The sequence below is a fragment of the uncultured Gelidibacter sp. genome (assembly GCF_947500795.1).
Classification (GTDB): Bacteria; Bacteroidota; Bacteroidia; order Flavobacteriales; family Flavobacteriaceae; genus Gelidibacter.
This window is the reverse complement of the sequence record NZ_CANMTE010000005.1, coordinates 108,447-128,045: the sequence shown is the minus strand read 5'-3', so window position 1 is coordinate 128,045 and position 19,599 is coordinate 108,447. Positions and strand designations below refer to the sequence as shown.

Here is a 19,599-nt window from a genome sequence, read left to right as displayed (position 1 = left end):
ACTAAAAAAAGAAAAGGCTACATCATTGAGACATAGCCTTTATTAAGAATTTTAGTACAAATGTTTGTTCTATTTATTTTTCTTCAGATTGTCTATGGCAGCTCTTACTTCTTCCAAAGTACCTTCCACAACACGTTCTTCTTTCATAACTTTACCATTCTCGGTAAAAGTTCTAGTAATAACAGCCTTCGCGTTATCAGCATCTACTGTTACCATTTCAACATCAAGAGCATCAGTAACACCATTAGTACCCTCAACAAACTCCGTTTTAACAACGGCAGTTTCAATAGTATGACCTCCTAAAATTGGAGCGATTACCAATCCAATTAAACAGGTCAACTTAATTAAAATATTCATTGATGGTCCGGAGGTATCCTTAAAAGGATCTCCAACAGTATCACCCGTAACGGCCGCTTTATGTGCATCAGAGCCTTTATAGGTCATTTCGCCATTGATTAATACACCAGCTTCAAAAGATTTTTTAGCGTTGTCCCAAGCGCCACCAGCGTTATTTTGGAAAATAGCCCAAAGCACACCACTTACGGTAACACCAGCCATATAACCCCCTAGCATTTCAGCAATCGCTAAATTGTTCATTCCGAAAATCATCGGCACAAATGCAATAACCAAAGGAAAACCAATAGTCAACAATCCTGGCAGCATCATTTCTCTTAGGGACGCTTCAGTTGAAATAGCCACACATTTATCGTATTGAGGTTTCCCGGTACCTTCCATAATTCCTGGAATTTCCCTAAACTGACGACGTACTTCTTCAACCATTTGCATGGCTGCTTTACCTACAGCATTCATCGCAAGCGCTGAAAACACTACAGGTACCATTCCACCCACGAACAACATCGCCAAAACAGGTGCTTTAAAAATATTTATGCCGTCAATTCCTGTAAATGTTACATAAGCCGCAAATAAAGCCAATGAGGTCAGTGCCGCGGAGGCAATAGCGAAACCTTTACCAGTAGCAGCGGTGGTATTTCCAACAGAATCCAAGATGTCCGTACGCTCTCTTACAATAGGATCTTGCTCACTCATTTCAGCAATACCCCCTGCGTTATCAGAAATAGGTCCGAAAGCATCAATAGCTAACTGCATGGCCGTAGTTGCCATCATTGCTGATGCCGCTAATGCTACACCGTAGAATCCTGCAAATGCATAAGAGGCCCAAATGGCGCCAGCAAATAATAATACAGATGGAAAAGTAGAGATCATTCCTGTTGCTAAACCTGCAATAATGTTAGTTCCTGCACCAGTACTCGATTGTTGTACAATTTTCAAAATAGGTTTTTTACCCAAACCTGTATAATACTCTGTTACGGATGAAATGACTGCACCCACAACCAAACCAACTAAAGTAGCATAGAAAACACGCATTGAAGAAATATCCTGTAGTCCTTCACCAAAGAAATTCATCTGCATGGTTTCTGGCAACATCCAAGTTACCAAAGCGAAACAAGAGATTGCAACTAATGCAATAGACACCCAGTTACCAAGGTTTAAAGCCCCCATAACTTGCGCTTCCTTGGCGTCGTTACTTTTTATTTTAACCAACATCGTTCCGATTACAGAAATAATAATTCCCGCGCCTGCAATTGCCATTGGTAGTAAGATTGGACCAATACCGCCAAATCCATCGGAAATAGCGCCGCCCATATCTTTAATTACATAATTACCAAGCACCATAGCTGCTAAAACAGTTGCAACATAAGACCCGAATAAATCGGCTCCCATACCAGCAACATCACCAACATTATCACCAACGTTATCTGCAATGGTTGCAGGGTTACGCGGATCGTCCTCAGGAATACCCGCTTCCACTTTACCAACTAAATCGGCACCAACATCGGCAGCCTTAGTATAGATTCCACCACCAACACGCGCAAATAATGCAATAGATTCTGCACCAAGCGAGAAACCAGCAAGGGTTTCCAAAACAATGGTCATGTCCATAGTGTTGGTCCAGGTACTCCCCATAAAGAACCAAAAGAAAATTATAAAGAATGTAGTTAATCCTAAAACTGCCAATCCAGCAACACCAAGTCCCATAACAGTTCCACCTCCAAAAGAGATTTTTAGTGCATTTGGTAAACTGGTTTTTGCCGCCTGTGTAGTTCTAACGTTAGTTTTAGTAGCGATTTTCATCCCAATATTTCCTGCGAAAGCTGAAAATACTGCTCCAAAAATAAAAGCAATTACAATGAGCCAATGTGTTGTTGGAACGATTACTGAAACGATAGCAAGCAATACACTCACTACGACTACAAAAATTGCCAGCAATCGGTACTCTGCATTTAAAAAAGCAAGGGCGCCTTCATAGATGTGATCTGAAATTTCTTTCATTTTACCATCTCCAGCGTCTTGTTTCATAACCCAAGACTTCTTTATTAGCATGTAAATTAATCCTAAAGCGGCCATTGCAATAGGCATATAAATCATCAGTGATCCCATATAATTAGTTTAGTTAAAAAGTGTTAAACGATTGCTAAAGTAATTAAAAAAAACACCGATAAACAAGAAAACCCCTTATGTAATATAAGAGGTTTTGAATATTTAATAAATTGGAACTCTATTAGATGGTAAAATTCCCGTTGGTTTTGTGCTCGCTATTTTCATAACGCTCCACACATTTTTGTAGAATGTCGTATGCTTCTTTTGCATCTCCCCATCCTCCAACGTCAACTTTTTTCTTTTCTAAATCTTTATAAACTTGGAAGAAATGCTCGATTTCTTTTATTTGATGTGGGTTCACATCACCCAAGTCGTTAAGGGTATTCCAAATAGGATCAGAAACTGGAACACAAATGACTTTCTCATCGTTTCCTTTTTCATCTGCCATATGGAACACACCAATAGGTTTTACTTCCATTACGCACATTGGGAAAGTAGGTTCAGTACCTAATACCAAAACGTCTAATGGATCTCCATCTAAAGCTAAAGTTTCAGGAATGAAACCGTAGTCAGCAGGATACATCATAGAAGAAAACAACAAACGGTCAAAACGGATTTTCTTTAATTCAAAATCGTATTCGTATTTGTTACGGCTTCCTTTTGGTATTTCAATCAACACATCAAACGTGCTTTTTCCTTTTGGACTCATGATATTTTTTATTTTAGTAGCCTTTTTAATAGCGGCTTATGTTAGTCGTTCTTCAATTTTTTCGGCGTGCAAAGATACGCAACTCTTTGTGATCTGCAATTTTAGGCTACAGTTATTTTGAAACAAGCAGTTAAACCTTGTAATTATTACGAATGCTATTATACCAGTCACACTCTAACAACCCTCGAATATTTATTGTGACTGTGGTCAAAACATTGTATTTTGTGGTAGTTGATTTTGTGACGCTACTTATAGTTTAAACTCGCATTATTTAAGCGAAAATCACTTCTTTTGAAGCAGAATTAAGAGAATAACCATATGACACAAGATATATTAATAGGAATAATCGCTGCATCACTTATTTGGATCATCATCCTTTTGATTGTTAATTCACAACAAAAACAGAAGCAGATGGCCGCATTGAGGGCGATAGAAATTGATTTTGAGAAAGAAAAAAATCAGATTCTCGATCAAATGCGCACCGAAAAGCAATCCGAATTTGAAAAAGGCTACCTTTCTGGCGCTGAAAAATCAGATTTTATAATTCATGTGGAACCCTATAAAAACATTGATGGGAAACGCACGTATTTCCAAAATAGTCAAGTGGTCGAAATCGGATACATCTACAGATTGTTTGTAAAAGGCGTACCCAGTTTAGATCCGCACATTCAAATTGTTGAACGCATAAAGATGAGCGAATTGAATGAGAAAAATGTCGATTCTGCCATAGGTAAATTAGAACTCATTCTCGACAAAATCCCAAGTCCACATTTAAGATTAGCCGGCAATTTGAAAGAATTCGGGAAGGGATTATTAAAAAACATCAAAACCAAACGTTTGGATCCTTAAGGAAAACGCTGGATGATACCTTAAAAATTAAAACCAAAACTTCCCGTAACTCCAAAACGACGCGCGTCTGGATTATCCAGATAGTTACCTCTAAAATTAAAGTCGATACGGAACACTTTAAAAATATTCCCCACGCCTACACTGTATTCATAATACATTTTATCGGTTGGTGCCAAATACACCAATCCTGAGGCATTCAAATCGCGGTTTTCTTGCGACACTTCTCCCCAAACACCTCTGATTCCTACTATTTCACGTAGATTTAATTTTCTCAAAAATGGAATTCTTGAAAAGAATCGGCCGTTAAAATTGTGCTCTAAGTGAAGTGAAGCATAAGTATCAGTCACGAATTCATAATAATCCAATTGTGAAAAGGTGTTGTAAATTGAAAAATAGGATTGATTTCCAGGCACCACATTTAACAATCCTAAAGGTACTTCCCCAAAGGTTTTACCTGCTTCAATAGTAGTTGTCAATCGGCCATAACCACCAACTTGCCACGGTTGGATATAGGAAAATTGAACTTTGGTATAATCAAAATCGCTCTTTAAAATAGTTCTGTCCCCTCTTGTAACTTGCGCAAACAGCGTTGGAAAACCATCATTGGCAAGGCGGCGTTCCACGCCATATCCAGTCATTTTTCGTCCTGGAAAATAAGACACTGAGAAGGCATTTTCATACTGCACAATTTCTGACTCGGTAGTAGTTTGTGTTTCATCAGTATAATAATCCAAACTAAAAGTGTCAGAAGCTGAACTCAATGTTCTGTACGTACCGCTCAATCGAAACACAAGGTTTCTCACCGGCTCCAACTCCATCGCTACCGTAGTTAAATTCACGTTGGTCAACTTATCATTGGTGCTTGTCCCAATAAGCGAAGAGGAGGCCAAACTACGTCCTAAAATGTCTGTGGAAGAGGTTAAATTGGCGCCAATCTGCTCTACATCTCTCCTATTTCCAGCGGAGATAATAAATCGGTTCTTTTTATCGAGCAACCATTTACCAGAAATACCATATTTGAATTTATCATCTCTAAATCCGTATGCCAAAAAGCCTTCTACACGCCAAAGGTCATTCGGTCCAAAATAAGTTCTACCGCCAGTTCTAATCCGGACACCTTCAACTTCATTAAAACCAAAGGTGGAGAATATAGGACCATAATCAAAATTGATCTCCGTGAATTCCACATATCCTGAAGCTAAGACCGCTCCTAAATTGTATAAACGTTTGAACTTTTTGACGGTTTTAAGCGTGTCCAACATTTTATAGACGCCCTTTTCATCCTGACTTAAAGATTCCATTCGGTTTTGCTCCCAAAAGTCATCATCCCGATTATAAACATCTTCGTTAAAGCTGTAGACTTCCTTGCTATAAAACTTGTCTACCTTAGGAATATCGAAGGCATAATTATCGTACAAGGTGGTGCGTTTTCCGTAAATACCACGAGATTTCTCCTTTTTATTAAAAGCAAAATCCGACATGAAATAATCACGCTTAATCAAGAATATAGAATCATTTAAAACCTCAAATTCCTGTTCAATATAGATTTCCTTAACCCAGTTGATATTGGCGCTTTTTGATGCCTGTAAATTGATTTCCTTGATAGCAAATGTGGTGTCATTCACCCAAAAATCGCCTTTAAAGGTCAACTCATTCTTGCGACGCGGATAGTAAATAATATTGTAGCACCATTTGTTGTCAATAAATGCACTGTCTTTAAGCACGTAATTATAAGTGTTGATTCCGGTTTTAGAAAGCGGACTCACAAAGCTTTTATCGAAAAATTTGAGGTAATTATCATACACATCAAAGTCAGAATAAAGGTCATCCACAAAATCAATAATCATCTGATTGTTGCTAAATCCGGAGTTTTTATTCCCTTTAAGATCTTCCTTTTCCTTACCCTTAATATTATCACCAAATACCTTGCTTCGCGCCTCATTGATGAAAATTGGCAAGTAGGTTTTACCAGTCACTTTACTTGTGTCCACTTGATCAAAAACAAACTCCATCCCTCTGAACAGTTTGCTTTTAATTAACGCACTGTCAATGGTATTGATGTCAAATTCAACCTTTTCGTACTTGTCATATTCGTACTGCTTAAATTGGCGCAATCCGTTTTGTCGTTTGCGTTCCCAAATCTTTTTTAAGATGGCAATAGCGGGGTTTTCACTCTCTTTTTTGGATTGCTTTCCTGTTACAATATAGACCTCATCCAATTGCCCGGCAGCTTCCTTAAGAATGAATTTCAACTCATAGTTGACCTTCTTGGTCAACGGAATTTCTAATGTTTCGTAGCCAAGAAAAGAAATAATCAGTGTATCATAAGTGTTGTTCGATTCCAGATAAAACCGACCATCTTCATTGGTAATGGTGCCTTCGGTAGACCCTTTAAATAGCACATTGGCATAGGCAACGGAAAGATTATTTTCATCAAAAACAACACCGCTCACTTTAGTTTGAGCGAAGACGGAACACATTCCGAAGAAAAAAAACAGGACACTCAGAGATAGTTTCATAAGACAAAAAAACTTCATTAACACAAATGCCAATGAAGTTTTGATAACGCAAACCCGATGGTTATCGGGAGCAGATTATTTATACATTACTTTTTTGACAGCTTTTACCACTTCATCACTGTTAGGCAACCATTCTTCCAAAAGAACTGGAGAATATGGTGCAGGTGTATCCGCTGTATTTATCTTGATAATTGGAGCATCCAAATAATCGAAAGCTTCTGACTGCACAATATAAGTAATCTCAGTAGCGACATTTCCAAAAGGCCATGCTTCTTCTAAAACTACCAATCTGTTTGTTTTCTTAACCGATTTTAAAATAGCTTCCTTATCTAAAGGACGTACCGTTCTTAAGTCGATAATTTCACAAGAAATACCTTCTTTTTCTAATTCATCAGCTGCTTTGTAAGCTTCCTTAATGATTTTACCAAAAGAAACGATCGTTACATCTGTACCTTCACGCTTAATCTCAGCAACACCTAATGGAATGGTGTACTCACCTTCTGGCACTTCACCTTTATCACCATACATTTGCTCACTTTCCATAAAAATAACAGGATCGTTATCGCGGATAGCTGATTTTAAAAGTCCTTTTGCATCATAAGGATTTGAAGGCACTACAACTTTAAGTCCTGGTGTATTTGCAAACCAGTTTTCAAAAGCTTGGGAATGCGTTGCACCTAACTGACCTGCAGAACCTGTTGGCCCTCTAAAAACGATAGGACAGCTGAATTGTCCACCAGACATTTGTCTGATTTTTGCAGCATTATTTATAATTTGATCAATACCAACTAAAGAGAAATTAAACGTCATATACTCTACAATTGGGCGACATCCGGTCATGGTAGAACCAATAGCTACACCAGCAAAACCAAGCTCTGCAATAGGTGTATCAATAACACGTTTAGGACCAAATTCGTCCAACATTCCTTTAGATGCTTTATAGGCACCATTATATTCTGCAACTTCCTCACCCATTAAATAAACGGTCTCGTCACGGCGCATTTCTTCGCTCATGGCTTCACAGATAGCTTCTCTAAATTGAATCGTCTTCATGTCTAATTTTTAAATCAATTAGCAAAAGTAAGAATAAAAGAAAAACTAAAACGAAAAGAATTATTTAAAATTTATTATGCATGCATAGTAAAAATGTCATCTAAAATAATTAACTTCGTATCCTGTTCAATAGAAGACAGTTTTCAGTGTTAGATATGGTTATATTTTAAGATAAAACCATATTTTGCCTAAAAAACTAATAATATAATAAATTATAAAAGATGAAAATACTTGTATGTATTAGTCACGTACCTGATACGACTTCAAAAATTAATTTTACCGATGGCGACACTAAATTTGACACTAACGGTGTACAATTTGTAATCAATCCGAATGACGAATTTGGTTTGACTCGTGCCATGTGGTTTAAAGAGAAACAAGGTGCTACTGTAGATGTTATTAACGTTGGTGGTCCTGAAACAGAACCTACTTTGCGTAAAGCATTAGCTATTGGTGCTGATAGCGCTATCCGCGTGAACACGCCTGCGACAGATGGTTTTGCCGTTGCTAAACAATTGGCAAACGTGGTAAAAGATGGTGGTTACGATTTGATTATTGCGGGTCGTGAGTCTATTGATTATAATGGCGGAATGGTTCCTGGGATGTTGGCTGAATTGCTTGGCGCAAACTTTGTAACCAACTGTATCAGCCTTGAAGTTGATGGCACAAATGCTAAAGCTGTAAGAGAAATTGATGGTGGAAAAGAAACTGTTTCTACAACTTTACCTTTAGTTATTGGAGGTCAAAAAGGATTGGTAGAAGAAAGTGATTTGCGTATTCCAAACATGAGAGGTATTATGCAAGCACGTCAAAAACCTTTAAGTGTTGTTGAACCAGTTGATGCAACAAAGGAAACCTCAACGGTAAAGTTTGAAAAACCAGAAGCAAAAGGTGCCGTTAAATTGGTAGCTCCTGATAATTTGGATGAATTGGTAAACTTACTTCACACAGAGGCAAAGGTCATCTAATCATCACTATTTAAGCACCAAATACCAAAACATGGAATTTGGGATTTTTAATTTGAAAACTTAAAAAATTATGTCAGTTTTAGTATATACAGAATCCGAAGAAGGAAAATTCAAGAAAGTCGCTTTTGAAGTGGCATCTTATGCAAAAGCCGTTGCTGACCAAATGGGAACTACGGTAACTGCAATTACGATTAACGCCAATGATGTTTCAGAATTAGGAACTTACGGCGTTGATAAAGTATTAAAGGTTAACGATTCAAAATTAGACGCGTTTAACGCAAGAACATATGCCAACATTATTAAGCAAGCAGCTGAAAAAGAAGGCACCAAAGTAGTTGTGGTAAGCTCAAGTGCAGACAGTAAATATTTAGCGCCTTTATTGGCTGTTGGTTTAGATGCTGGTTATGCATCTAACGTGGTTGAAGCGCCAACTAGTGCCTCTCCATTTACCGTAAAACGTACTGCCTTCACTAATAAAGCATTCAATTTCTCAACAATTGATACCGATGTGAAAATTGTAGGTGTTTCTAAGAATGCATTCGGATTGAAAGAAAATTCAGCAAGTGCAGCGGCAGAAGATTTTTCACCGTCAATTCCAGAAAATGGTGTTCACGTAGAATCTGTTGATAAAGCGACCAATACTGTAACCATTGCAGATGCTGAGATTGTTGTCTCTGGTGGACGTGGCTTAAAAGGTCCAGAAAACTGGGGCATGATTGAAGAATTAGCGCAAGTTTTAGGAGCTGCAACAGCGTGTTCAAAACCAGTATCTGATTTAGGCTGGAGACCTCATAGCGAACACGTAGGCCAAACAGGTAAACCGGTAGCCGCTAATTTATACATCGCAATCGGAATTTCAGGAGCCATTCAACATTTAGCAGGTATCAATGCCTCTAAAGTTAAAGTTGTTATCAACTCTGATCCTGAAGCTCCATTTTTTAAAGCAGCAGACTACGGTGTAGTTGGTGATGCTTTTGAAGTAGTGCCAAAACTCATAGAAAAATTAAAAGAATTTAAGGCTCAAAACGCATAAATTTCTTAACTTGTAGCAGCAACACGACTGGTGCAAAAAATAGTTGCCATAAATACATGACCAAAATCCTAATTTTAGGATTCATGTATTTGTGGCAATAATTTTCAAAATTCTTTTTCTATAGGGACTTCCCAAAAAAATTATGTGGAACACAGTTGGTAAAGTCCCAATTTAAACAGTTATTTGCCTTTTAATTTATATGAGTTTAGTCCGATTAAACATAAAGGGAATATCCTATAGCCAAACACAAAACGGTGCGTATGCCTTGATTTTGAACGAGGTAGATGGCGACCGCAAACTCCCTATTGTAATTGGTGCATTTGAAGCACAATCTATTGCTATCGCACTCGAAAAGGAAATACGCCCTCCGCGTCCTTTAACTCATGATCTTTTTAAAAATTTCGCTGACCGTTTCGATATTATTGTCAAACAAGTAATCATTCACAAATTGGTAGATGGTGTTTTCTACTCCAGCCTCATCTGTGAACGCGATAAAATTGAAGAAATTATAGACGCCAGAACAAGTGATGCCATTGCCTTGGCACTCCGTTTCCAGGCTCCTATTTTTACCTATAAAAACATCTTGGATAAGGCGGGAATCTACCTTAAGATCAATCCGAAAAATGATGATGAACAACAGGACAGCATTCTTTTGGACGATTTGGTAGCTGAAGAAATAGAAACTACCATTCAAGACAACTACAAAAACAAAACTCTGGAAGAACTTCATTCTTTATTGGAGCAAGCCGTTTTAAGCGAAGATTATGAAGTGGCAGCAAAAATTAGAGATGAAATTTCCAAACGCTAAACGATCTACTAAATGAAACATTTCTTTTTAGCTTTTACGGCTATTTTTTTTGGATTAACAACACTAGTAGGGCAAAGCATAGAGAAGAAATGGCAGTTTGAAGCAGTTCAAAACGACCAAGGTGTCAATCTCTACAACGTCAATAAAAATACAGATGGGCTATCTCTCAATGATGGCGACTTCACATTCTTCCTAGAGGCAAAAGATAGTGCCCAATTTGAAGGAAACTATATTACACAAAACAAATTACTCGTACTTTATTACGATACACCTTCTGAGGTTATCAAGCATTTTACAGTTGAAACCTTAACGGATTCAACTTTGGTGCTTCAAGATACTAAGGACGTCAATTATATTTTTTCAACTCCTAAAGACACCTTAGTAGTAACTGAAGCAGCTACAAGCGGCATTATTCCTAGTCAGGGATTCTCAATGAACAGCTTATTACGTGGCGCCTTAGGAATGTTTGTTTTATTATTACTATCCTATATTTTAAGTCAAAATAGAAAAGCCATCAATTGGAAAACTATTGGCTTCGGATTGGCGGCACAATTGTTATTGGCTATTGGGGTGTTAAAGATTCCTTTTATCCAAAAGACCTTTGAAATTGTTGGAAAAATGTTCGTAAAAGTCCTCGAATTCACACAAGCAGGTAGTGAATTTCTACTTGGAGGCATGATGGACATTAGCAGTTTCGGGTTTATCTTCCTTTTTCAAGTATTACCAACCATCATTTTCTTTTCGGCTTTAACATCTCTATTATTTTATTTGGGCGTCATCCAAAAAATAGTAGCAGGAATGGCTTGGGTATTGACTAAGCTCTTAAAAATATCAGGTGCGGAAAGTTTAAGTGTCGCCGGTAATATCTTTTTAGGACAAACCGAAGCGCCTTTAATGATCAAGGCTTACCTCGAAAAAATGACCAAATCTGAAATTTTATTGGTCATGATTGGTGGAATGGCAACAGTTGCTGGTGGTGTATTGGCTGCATACATCGGATTCTTGGGTGGCGAAGATGAAGCTTTAAAATTGTTTTATGCGAAACACCTCTTAACAGCATCTGTAATGGCTGCTCCTGGAGCGATTGTCATCTCAAAAATGTTGTATCCGCAACAAAAAGAAATCAACTCTGAAATTCACGTGACGCAAGATAATATTGGCTCTAATATTTTAGATGCGATTGCTAATGGAACCACTGAAGGATTAAAATTAGCTGCTAATGTTGGTGCGATGCTTTTAGTGTTTATCGCTTTTATTGCCATGATCAATTACGGATTCGGTAAAATTGGAAACGTGACTGGTTTAAATACGCTTATCGCCAATAATACCCCTTACTTGGCCTTATCATTAGAATTTATCTTAGGTTACATCTTCTCCCCTTTAATGTGGTTGATTGGCGTAGCTAAAGAAGATATGGCACTGATGGGACAATTATTGGGAATCAAATTGGCAGCGAGTGAATTTGTGGGCTATATCCAATTAGCAGAATTGAAAAACGTGGCTAGTGCAACCCATTTAAAATTTGAAAAATCCATCATTATGGCAACGTATATGCTATGTGGGTTTGCGAATTTCGCATCTATTGGTATTCAAATTGGAGGGATCGGATCATTAGCGCCAGGACAGCGTAAAACCTTATCTGAATTTGGTTTGAAAGCACTTATTGGCGGTACTATTGCCTCTTTGTTATCTGCAACAATTGCAGGTATGATCATTGGATAATTTTTCCAGACGAGACATAACTCTTAAAGTTAAGATGTGGTGAATTCTATTTGCATTCGATAGTAATATCCTGCAATTGAAACCATTTAACTTCTCCTTATCGTACTTTAACACACAGATAACTTCGAGAAGTACTTTACTTTCTTTAATTTTGCCTCAGCAGTAAAATGAAAGTTTAATTTAATGAGATTCCCACTTTCGTGGGACGTAAGCATGAAACAATATCACGACCTCGTAAAACACGTATTAGAGAACGGAACCCAAAAAGGCGACCGTACAGGAACAGGCACCAAAAGTGTTTTTGGATATCAAATGCGTTTTGACCTTAGCGAAGGTTTCCCTATGGTAACCACTAAGAAACTTCATTTAAAATCGATTATTTACGAGTTGCTTTGGTTTTTAAAAGGTGATACCAATATCAATTACCTGACAGAAAACGGAGTTAGAATCTGGAATGAATGGGCTGATGAAAATGGCGATTTAGGTCCGGTTTACGGTCACCAATGGCGAAATTGGAATAGTGATGAGATTGACCAGATTAAAGATATTGTAGAAACGCTTAAAACCAATCCGAACAGCCGACGCATGTTGGTATCGGCATGGAATCCATCGGTTTTACCAGACACGTCTAAATCATTTTCAGAAAATGTTGCCAATGGAAAAGCTGCCCTTCCACCGTGTCACGCATTTTTTCAATTTTATGTGGCCGAAGGCAAATTATCATGTCAGTTATACCAACGTAGTGCCGACATCTTTTTAGGTGTTCCTTTTAACATCGGATCTTATGCACTTTTCACAATGATGATGTCTCAAGTTTGTGGTTACGAACCAGGAGATTTTATTCATACGTTTGGAGACGCACATATTTACAACAATCATATGGAGCAATTGGAACTTCAATTGTCTCGCGAGGTTAGACCACTTCCAAAAATGATTTTAAATCCTGAGGTTAAAAATATCTTCGATTTTAAATTTGAAGATTTCACCTTAGAAGATTACAATCCACATCCGCACATTAAAGGCATTGTAGCAGTTTAAAAAACTGTCATATCGTTTATAAAACAAAAAAAGCGTTTTCCTAATGGAGAACGCTTTTTTTAATTTAAGAGTATTAAAGTAGTGATTACAGATTTAAAACTGCATTTTCACCACCAAATTCATTTGTTTTATAAGCATCCGCTTGCTCATCATTGATGAACGTATCGTCTACCAAATATTTAAACTCATAAGAATTATCCTTCTCTAAATTGACAGTACCTTTAAATGTTCCGTTTTTCAATTTCTTAAGTTGCACTGCCTTTTCCGCATTCCATTCATTAAAAGTGCCTAATACAGTCACTTGTTTTGCATCTTCAGCAGGCACTGAAAAAGTCACTTTGCAAACAGGTTTGCTTTTTAGGTATTGTTTTGTAATTGCCATAATTGAAATTGATTAATTTTGTGGCAAAAGTATAAAACTATTCTATGCCTCATAGGATTAACTACCCTAAAATCAAATATTTATCAATTTCTTAAAATTGGATTTCATAACATTAGAATTAAAGACTTAAACACGCTTTATTTTGGAGTATTATCAACTTGGAAAATGGTGTTATACTGATTCACAATAGGTTCAAAGCAATAGCGTAATTAGTCATAAGGTATTTCAAAGTTTTTAGTTCGCCATTATGATGTCATAAAAAAAACTAACTTTACATAAAATTTTATCACGATGTTCGGAAAAAAGAAACCAATACCACAAATAGATAAAGAACAATTACAACTTATTGAAAATGCCCAACGCCGAATTAAGCAAAAAAAGCGCTTGTATTTTCACTTTGTCATTTTTCTAATTGGCGCTATTTTCTTAATTATTCTAAACACAGTTTTAGGTGTTGGTGAAATGACTAAAATCTTCGGAATAGATTGGTTCGTTTTTGCCATTTTAGCTTGGTTATTCCTATTTGTATTCCATTTGTTCAATGTGTTCATTACGCATAAATTTATGGGGAAAGATTGGGAAGAAGCACAACTAACTAAATTAGTAGCCAAACAAAAAGCACGCATTGAAAGTCTTCAAGCTGAGGTAGAAAAAATGCACCCTGTTACTACGCCTTCAGTAACCGCGTCGCCAGTTACAGCGCCTGTAACCCCTGAAAAAAAAACTAAAGTTCACAAAAATCTGACCCTTATAGTAGCCGCTGGAGAAAACGATGCTATAGGTAAGGACAATAAATTGATTTGGCACTTGAGTGATGATTTGAAGCGATTTAAAACCCTAACTTCTGATCATTGCATCATAATGGGCAGAAAAACCTTCGAAACTTTTCCGAAACCTCTTCCTAACAGAACACATATTGTCATAACCCGTCAGCCAAATTATTCGGTTCCTGATGGTGTTATTGTTGTCCATAATTTGGAAGATGCCTTGGATGCTGCAAGAAATGACGTGCAACCTTTTATTATAGGTGGTGGTGAAATTTACAGACAAGCGATGCCTTATGCTGATAAAATCGAATTGACGCGCGTTCATGAAAACTTTGTCGCAGATACGTTCTTTCCAAAAATCGATACTTCTGAATGGGTAGAAACAGAAAATAAATTCCATCAAAAAGACGATAAGCATCCACATTCTTTTTCATTCATTACCTATCAAAGAAGATAATACTTAACGAGTGAAACTTAAGCGAAGACGGCGGTTAGTCACCTATCTCAATATTTTAGATCAACCCATTCGATTTAACCCCTTTGTATTTAGCAGAAAATTTATACTATGGGCTGTATTAGGATTGTTTGGTGGTATAATTGCCAGCGTCTATTGGATCATTCTCGAATTTTTGACGCATCAACTCGCATTCTTTGAGGGATGGTTAGTCATTCCTACCATGGCAATTTGCGGCTTATTAGCGGGATTGATCATCCATTTAATAGGCGATTCCGGAGAAATCCATCTGATTGTTAACAATATTCGGTTCAATAAAGGAAAACTCAACCCCAAAAACAACCCCGCAATGGTGATGTCTTCACTATTATGTATTGCTTCTGGAGGAAGTTTAGGACCAGAAGCACCGTTAGTTCAGGTAACCGGATCTACAGGAACGTGGTTGGGGAAACTCTTCCGATTTAAAGGAGAGGACCTTCGCTCCATGAGTATTGCTGGTATGGCCTCTGGATTTACAGCTTTGTTTGGAGCGCCTTTGGGAGGCAGTTTATTTTCTTTAGAAATTTTGCACCATAAATATGCCGTTGAATATTACAAGGCCATTATTCCGGCCTTTGTTGCGAGTTCCTTTAGTTATATCATTTTTGCCATCATCGTTCACCTGGGCATTGGTCCTATTTGGAATTTACCTGCCTATGAAATGCAAGATAAATTTGATTTTGGATATGCCGTACTATTCGGAATAGCCGCAACCTTCGTGGGTTGGCTATTTATCTTTTGCACAAAATTCTTTAAAACTGCCTTTGGAAAACTAAGCGTCCCGATTTATATCAAAACAACACTTGGTGGGATTTTACTTGGTTTAATTGTGTTTTACCTACCGATTACGCGCTATTTTGGACATCATGAAATTAATGAATTGCTAGTTGGCGATTTTTCACTGCAACTATTAATTGCCATTTTAGTTTTTAAAATCATCGCGATTGCCATTACCGTAACCTCAGGTTGGCGTGGTGGATTTATCATCCCTCTGTTTTTTTGTGGCGCCACCTTAGGATTGATCATTCATCAATTTGTGCCATCCATTAGTTTAGCGCTAACTATTGTAAGTTGTATGGCCGCAATCAATGCTTGCGTGACCAGAACACCAATGAGTACCACAATTTTATTGGCGACATTAACTGGATTTACGTATTTTATTCCCATTCTTTTCGCAAGTTTGACGGGGTATTTTCTTGCACCAAGAATCCCATTTATATCTTCCCAAATGGAGAATAGTGAAACATAAGTCGAAGGGATAATATTTCGATAGCATAATTTCAAGGCTATCAGAATATTATTAACAGACCAAACACCACAACATTTAAATTCATCCTAATCTGTTTTTAAGTAATTTTGCACCATGATAAAAGACATTCAGCTTCGTGTAACACTCCCTGAGGAAAAGATTCCGGATATTCTCATACGGAAGTCTGCTCAATTTTTAGGTATTTCTAGTGACGACATCACAGGAATAAAAGTGCTTAGAAAATCTATTGATGCACGAAAGAAACTCATCGTCTTCAATTATAAAGTAGCGGTTTACATCAATGAACCTATGCCTGAAACCTCTGAATATCAGTTTGATTATAAAGATGTTTCAAAAGCAAAACCCATTCACATTATCGGATTTGGTCCAGCAGGAATGTATGCGGCACTGCGTTGTATTGAATTAGGTTTCAAGCCTATTGTTTTGGAACGTGGAAAAAATGTTCAGGATAGACGCCGTGATTTGAAAGCTATCAACCAGCATCATTTTGTAAATGAAGATTCCAACTATTGTTTTGGAGAAGGTGGTGCCGGAACGTACAGTGATGGAAAACTATACACCAGAAGTTTAAAACGTGGCGACGTGCGTCGCATATTTGAAAACCTCGTATTTCATGGCGCTACTGATCAGATATTGGTAGATGCCCACCCGCATATTGGCACGAACAAACTTCCAAAAGTGGTCCAAAATGTTCGTGAAACCATTATCAATAATGGTGGTGAAATTCATTTTGAGACCCGAGTTACAGACTTTATCATAAAAGAGCAAGCCATTAAAGCGCTTGTACTTCAAAACGGGCAAACATTAGATGTGGAACGTGTTATTTTAGCCACAGGACATTCCGCTCGTGATATTTATTATTTATTGCACGATAAAAACATTGCCCTTGAAGCGAAGTCATTCGCCATGGGGGTTCGCGTAGAGCATCCGCAACATATCATCGATTCCATTCAATACAGCTGTAGTAGTGAGCGTGACGCGTTGTTGCCGGCTGCTGCCTATAGTTTGGTGGAGCAAGTAAATGAAAGAGGTGTGTATTCCTTCTGCATGTGCCCTGGCGGATTTATTGTACCTGCTGCAACGGCAAATGGGGAGGTGGTCGTTAACGGAATGTCACCCTCAAAGCGTAATAATCTGTTCGCCAATTCTGGAATTGTAGTTGAAATCAATGCGGATAAAGATTTATATAAATACGAACATTTTGGGGTTTTAAAAGCTTTAAAGTATCAAGAAGATTTAGAGCGCTTAGCATTTACCGCGGGAGGAAGAAGTCAGGTAGCACCCGCACAACGGTTAACTGATTTTGTTGAAGGCAAACTTTCTGCAGACCTCAACCCTACTTCCTACCAACCTGGATTAAAATCGGCGCCCTTACATTCCTTACTGCCAAAATTAATTGGCGGACGTTTACGCAACGGTTTTAAAGCTTTCGGCGAAAAAATGAAAGGTTTTTACACGGAAGAAGCGAATATTATTGGTGTGGAATCCCGAACCTCATCGCCTATCAGCATTCCGCGCAATGAGCGCTTGGAACATCCTCAAATTTCAAACTTATTTCCTTGTGGTGAAGGTGGTGGTTATGCGGGCGGAATTGTATCGGCCGCGATGGATGGCGAGCGTTGTGCTGAAGCTGCTATCGTAGGGTTGTAAATCGGTTTGGTATTATAAAGACTCGAGAATAATCGATATAATTATCCAATATTATAGAAATTTTAGGCGGTCATTCACCTAAAAAAAATATTGCTATTTTTGCAGACTAAAATCGAACACACAATGAACGCATATATATTTCCTGGACAAGGTGCCCAATTCACAGGAATGGGATTGGACCTTTATGAAAAGTCAACCATAGCCCAAAAACTATTTGAAGAGGCTAATGATATCTTAGGTTTCTCAATTACAGACACCATGTTTCAAGGATCTGCTGAAGATCTTAAAGAAACAAAGGTAACCCAACCTGCAATTTTTTTACATTCGGTAATTTTAGCAAAGACCTTAGGTGACTCTTTTAAACCAGACATGGTTGCAGGGCATTCTTTAGGCGAATTTTCAGCTTTGGTGGCCAATGGTGCTTTATCATTTGAAGATGGCTTAAAACTGGTTTCTAAACGTGCCTTAGCGATGCAAAAAGCATGTGAATTGCAACCGAGTACAATGGCTGCTGTTTTAGGCCTTGAAGATGCTATTGTAGAGCAAGTTTGTAGTACAATTGAAGGTATTGTTGTTGCAGCAAATTACAACTGCCCAGGACAATTGGTGATTTCTGGTGAAATTGATGCGGTTAACCGTGCTTGTGAAGCCATGAAGTCAGCTGGCGCAAAACGTGCATTGGTATTGCCTGTTGGTGGTGCATTCCACTCGCCTTTAATGGAACCTGCTCGCGAAGAGTTAGCGGCTGCCATTGAAAACACACCTTTTAGCAAGCCTAATTGCCCTATTTATCAAAATGTGACTGCCAATGCGGTTATCAATGAAAACGATATTAAAGCGAATTTAATCTCACAACTAACAGCGCCTGTACGTTGGACACAATCTGTACAACAAATGATTGCTGATGGCGCGGTATTATTTACCGAAGTAGGACCAGGAAATGTACTTCAAGGATTGGTGAAAAAGATTAATAGAGACGCACAAACAGCAGCGGCAACGTTCACCCCTAACTTATAACAGATGAAACTATCTCGAACGGCTAGCATCATCTTATTGATTGTTGCCAATATTGCCATAGATCAAATTTCGAAATTTATTGTCAGGGCCAAAATAGCGCAATACGAAGTTATTGAACTTATTGGCGACGCTTTTATCCTCACTAAAGTTGAAAACGAAGGTGCCTTTTTAGGAATGGGAAGCGATTTAAGCCCGATGCTAAAATGGGCGTTATTACTGATTTTACCAGTGATAGTTTTGGGAGGTGTCGTCTATTATATTCTTACCAATAAAAACTTGGACCGCTTAAGCCTGATTGCCTTTTGTTGCATTATTGGTGGTGGTATTGCCAATGTATTCGACCGATTTATGTATGGATCGGTTACTGATTTTTTTCATATCGATTTAGGCGGTGTCTTTAGAACTGGCATATTCAACGTAGCCGACATGTCTGTAAGTTTGGGCATGATCCTTTTGGTCATTGCCAGTTTTCAACAGAAGAAACGAGAAAAACTAAACGCATAAAAAAAGCCTCATGAAAATGAGGCTTTTTTTTATTAGTTATAAACTTTAAAGAGCAAGATTACACTCTTCACAATCTTTTACTTCTCCGTAATACGTTTCTCTGTATTTGTGTAACGTTTTGTAAGGGATACTTAAAAATTGCTTTTTAATGTACGTTACATTCGTTACTAAGGCTCCCATTTTTGGGGTAAACCTCGCTTCTGGTCTGGTTTCTCTTTTAATACTAATCAGTTTCATATATCCTTTTCTTTTTTAATGTTAATGCGATTTGCCGTAAAAATTCTCTCTGTTTTATAGAGCGATTTTTAACTTTGGCAGCATCTCATTACCATTGATTTTCAAGTTTCATTATATACAAAGAAACAAATTTTGAGGCGGAAAACCAAGCTTATCAACCTAAAACCATGTGAATCAGCA

Annotated in this window: 17 protein-coding genes; 11 read left to right on the top strand and 6 right to left on the bottom strand. The window is 37.8% G+C overall.

Annotated elements, in window-relative coordinates:
* Positions 1–69 precede the first annotated feature (69 nt).
* Positions 70–2,460 carry a sodium-translocating pyrophosphatase gene (locus Q0947_RS12520; protein WP_299398025.1) on the bottom strand — a complete coding sequence of 797 codons (2,391 nt, stop codon included), beginning with the start codon at positions 2,458–2,460 and terminating at the stop codon, positions 70–72.
* A gap of 121 nt (positions 2,461–2,581) precedes the next feature.
* Positions 2,582–3,109: an inorganic diphosphatase gene (locus tag Q0947_RS12515; RefSeq protein ID WP_299398020.1), complete on the bottom strand. Its 528-nt coding sequence runs from the start codon at positions 3,107–3,109 to the stop codon at positions 2,582–2,584.
* A gap of 318 nt (positions 3,110–3,427) precedes the next feature.
* Here Q0947_RS12515 and Q0947_RS12510 point away from each other — a divergent pair, with 318 nt between their 5' ends.
* Complete coding sequence (locus tag Q0947_RS12510) at positions 3,428–3,958, top strand: hypothetical protein (protein WP_299398015.1); 531 nt, start codon at positions 3,428–3,430, stop codon at positions 3,956–3,958.
* 20 nt (positions 3,959–3,978) lie between these two features.
* On the opposite strand, the gene Q0947_RS12505 is transcribed toward Q0947_RS12510, so the two are convergent.
* Together Q0947_RS12505 and Q0947_RS12500 are read right to left on the bottom strand one after the other, a co-directional pair.
* Complete coding sequence (locus Q0947_RS12505; RefSeq protein ID WP_299398010.1) at positions 3,979–6,477, bottom strand: DUF5686 family protein; 2,499 nt, start codon at positions 6,475–6,477, stop codon at positions 3,979–3,981.
* Positions 6,478–6,552: 75 nt separating this feature from the next.
* Positions 6,553–7,530 carry a pyruvate dehydrogenase complex E1 component subunit beta gene (locus Q0947_RS12500; protein WP_299398006.1) on the bottom strand — a complete coding sequence of 326 codons (978 nt, stop codon included), beginning with the start codon at positions 7,528–7,530 and terminating at the stop codon, positions 6,553–6,555.
* Positions 7,531–7,751: 221 nt separating this feature from the next.
* Between Q0947_RS12500 and Q0947_RS12495 the strand changes: the two genes are divergently transcribed.
* From Q0947_RS12495 to Q0947_RS12475, 5 genes are all read left to right on the top strand, one after another.
* Positions 7,752–8,498, top strand: a complete 747-nt coding sequence (locus Q0947_RS12495; protein WP_299398002.1) for an electron transfer flavoprotein subunit beta/FixA family protein — start codon at positions 7,752–7,754, stop codon at positions 8,496–8,498.
* A 70-nt stretch (positions 8,499–8,568) separates the two neighbouring features.
* Positions 8,569–9,531: an electron transfer flavoprotein subunit alpha/FixB family protein gene (locus tag Q0947_RS12490; protein ID WP_299397998.1), complete on the top strand. Its 963-nt coding sequence runs from the start codon at positions 8,569–8,571 to the stop codon at positions 9,529–9,531.
* A 199-nt stretch (positions 9,532–9,730) separates the two neighbouring features.
* Positions 9,731–10,339 (top strand): bifunctional nuclease domain-containing protein, encoded by a 609-nt coding sequence (locus Q0947_RS12485; RefSeq protein ID WP_299397993.1) that lies wholly within the window; start codon positions 9,731–9,733, stop codon positions 10,337–10,339.
* Positions 10,340–10,351: 12 nt separating this feature from the next.
* Positions 10,352–12,061 carry a nucleoside transporter C-terminal domain-containing protein gene (locus Q0947_RS12480; RefSeq protein ID WP_299397990.1) on the top strand — a complete coding sequence of 570 codons (1,710 nt, stop codon included), beginning with the start codon at positions 10,352–10,354 and terminating at the stop codon, positions 12,059–12,061.
* Positions 12,062–12,274: 213 nt separating this feature from the next.
* Complete coding sequence (locus tag Q0947_RS12475) at positions 12,275–13,099, top strand: thymidylate synthase (protein ID WP_299398330.1); 825 nt, start codon at positions 12,275–12,277, stop codon at positions 13,097–13,099.
* 85 nt (positions 13,100–13,184) lie between these two features.
* On the opposite strand, the gene Q0947_RS12470 is transcribed toward Q0947_RS12475, so the two are convergent.
* Positions 13,185–13,481 carry an isoamylase early set domain-containing protein gene (locus Q0947_RS12470; RefSeq protein WP_299397986.1) on the bottom strand — a complete coding sequence of 99 codons (297 nt, stop codon included), beginning with the start codon at positions 13,479–13,481 and terminating at the stop codon, positions 13,185–13,187.
* Between the two features lie 291 nt (positions 13,482–13,772).
* On the opposite strand from Q0947_RS12470, the gene Q0947_RS12465 reads away from it, so the two are divergent.
* The 5 genes from Q0947_RS12465 to lspA all read left to right on the top strand — a co-directional run bounded on the left by Q0947_RS12465 (position 13,773) and on the right by lspA (position 19,182).
* Positions 13,773–14,705 carry a dihydrofolate reductase gene (locus tag Q0947_RS12465; RefSeq protein WP_299397980.1) on the top strand — a complete coding sequence of 311 codons (933 nt, stop codon included), beginning with the start codon at positions 13,773–13,775 and terminating at the stop codon, positions 14,703–14,705.
* Between the two features lie 10 nt (positions 14,706–14,715).
* Positions 14,716–15,990, top strand: a complete 1,275-nt coding sequence (locus Q0947_RS12460) for a chloride channel protein (protein ID WP_299397976.1) — start codon at positions 14,716–14,718, stop codon at positions 15,988–15,990.
* A gap of 114 nt (positions 15,991–16,104) precedes the next feature.
* Complete coding sequence (locus Q0947_RS12455) at positions 16,105–17,661, top strand: FAD-dependent protein (RefSeq protein WP_299397972.1); 1,557 nt, start codon at positions 16,105–16,107, stop codon at positions 17,659–17,661.
* Positions 17,662–17,784: 123 nt separating this feature from the next.
* A complete protein-coding gene (gene fabD / locus Q0947_RS12450) occupies positions 17,785–18,678 on the top strand; it encodes an ACP S-malonyltransferase (RefSeq protein ID WP_299397968.1) in 894 nt (297 codons plus the stop codon).
* 3 nt (positions 18,679–18,681) lie between these two features.
* Complete coding sequence (gene lspA, locus Q0947_RS12445; protein WP_299397963.1) at positions 18,682–19,182, top strand: signal peptidase II; 501 nt, start codon at positions 18,682–18,684, stop codon at positions 19,180–19,182.
* 45 nt (positions 19,183–19,227) lie between these two features.
* On the opposite strand, the gene Q0947_RS12440 is transcribed toward lspA, so the two are convergent.
* Positions 19,228–19,419: a hypothetical protein gene (locus Q0947_RS12440; RefSeq protein ID WP_299397959.1), complete on the bottom strand. Its 192-nt coding sequence runs from the start codon at positions 19,417–19,419 to the stop codon at positions 19,228–19,230.
* Between the last annotated feature and the right edge of the window lie 180 nt (positions 19,420–19,599).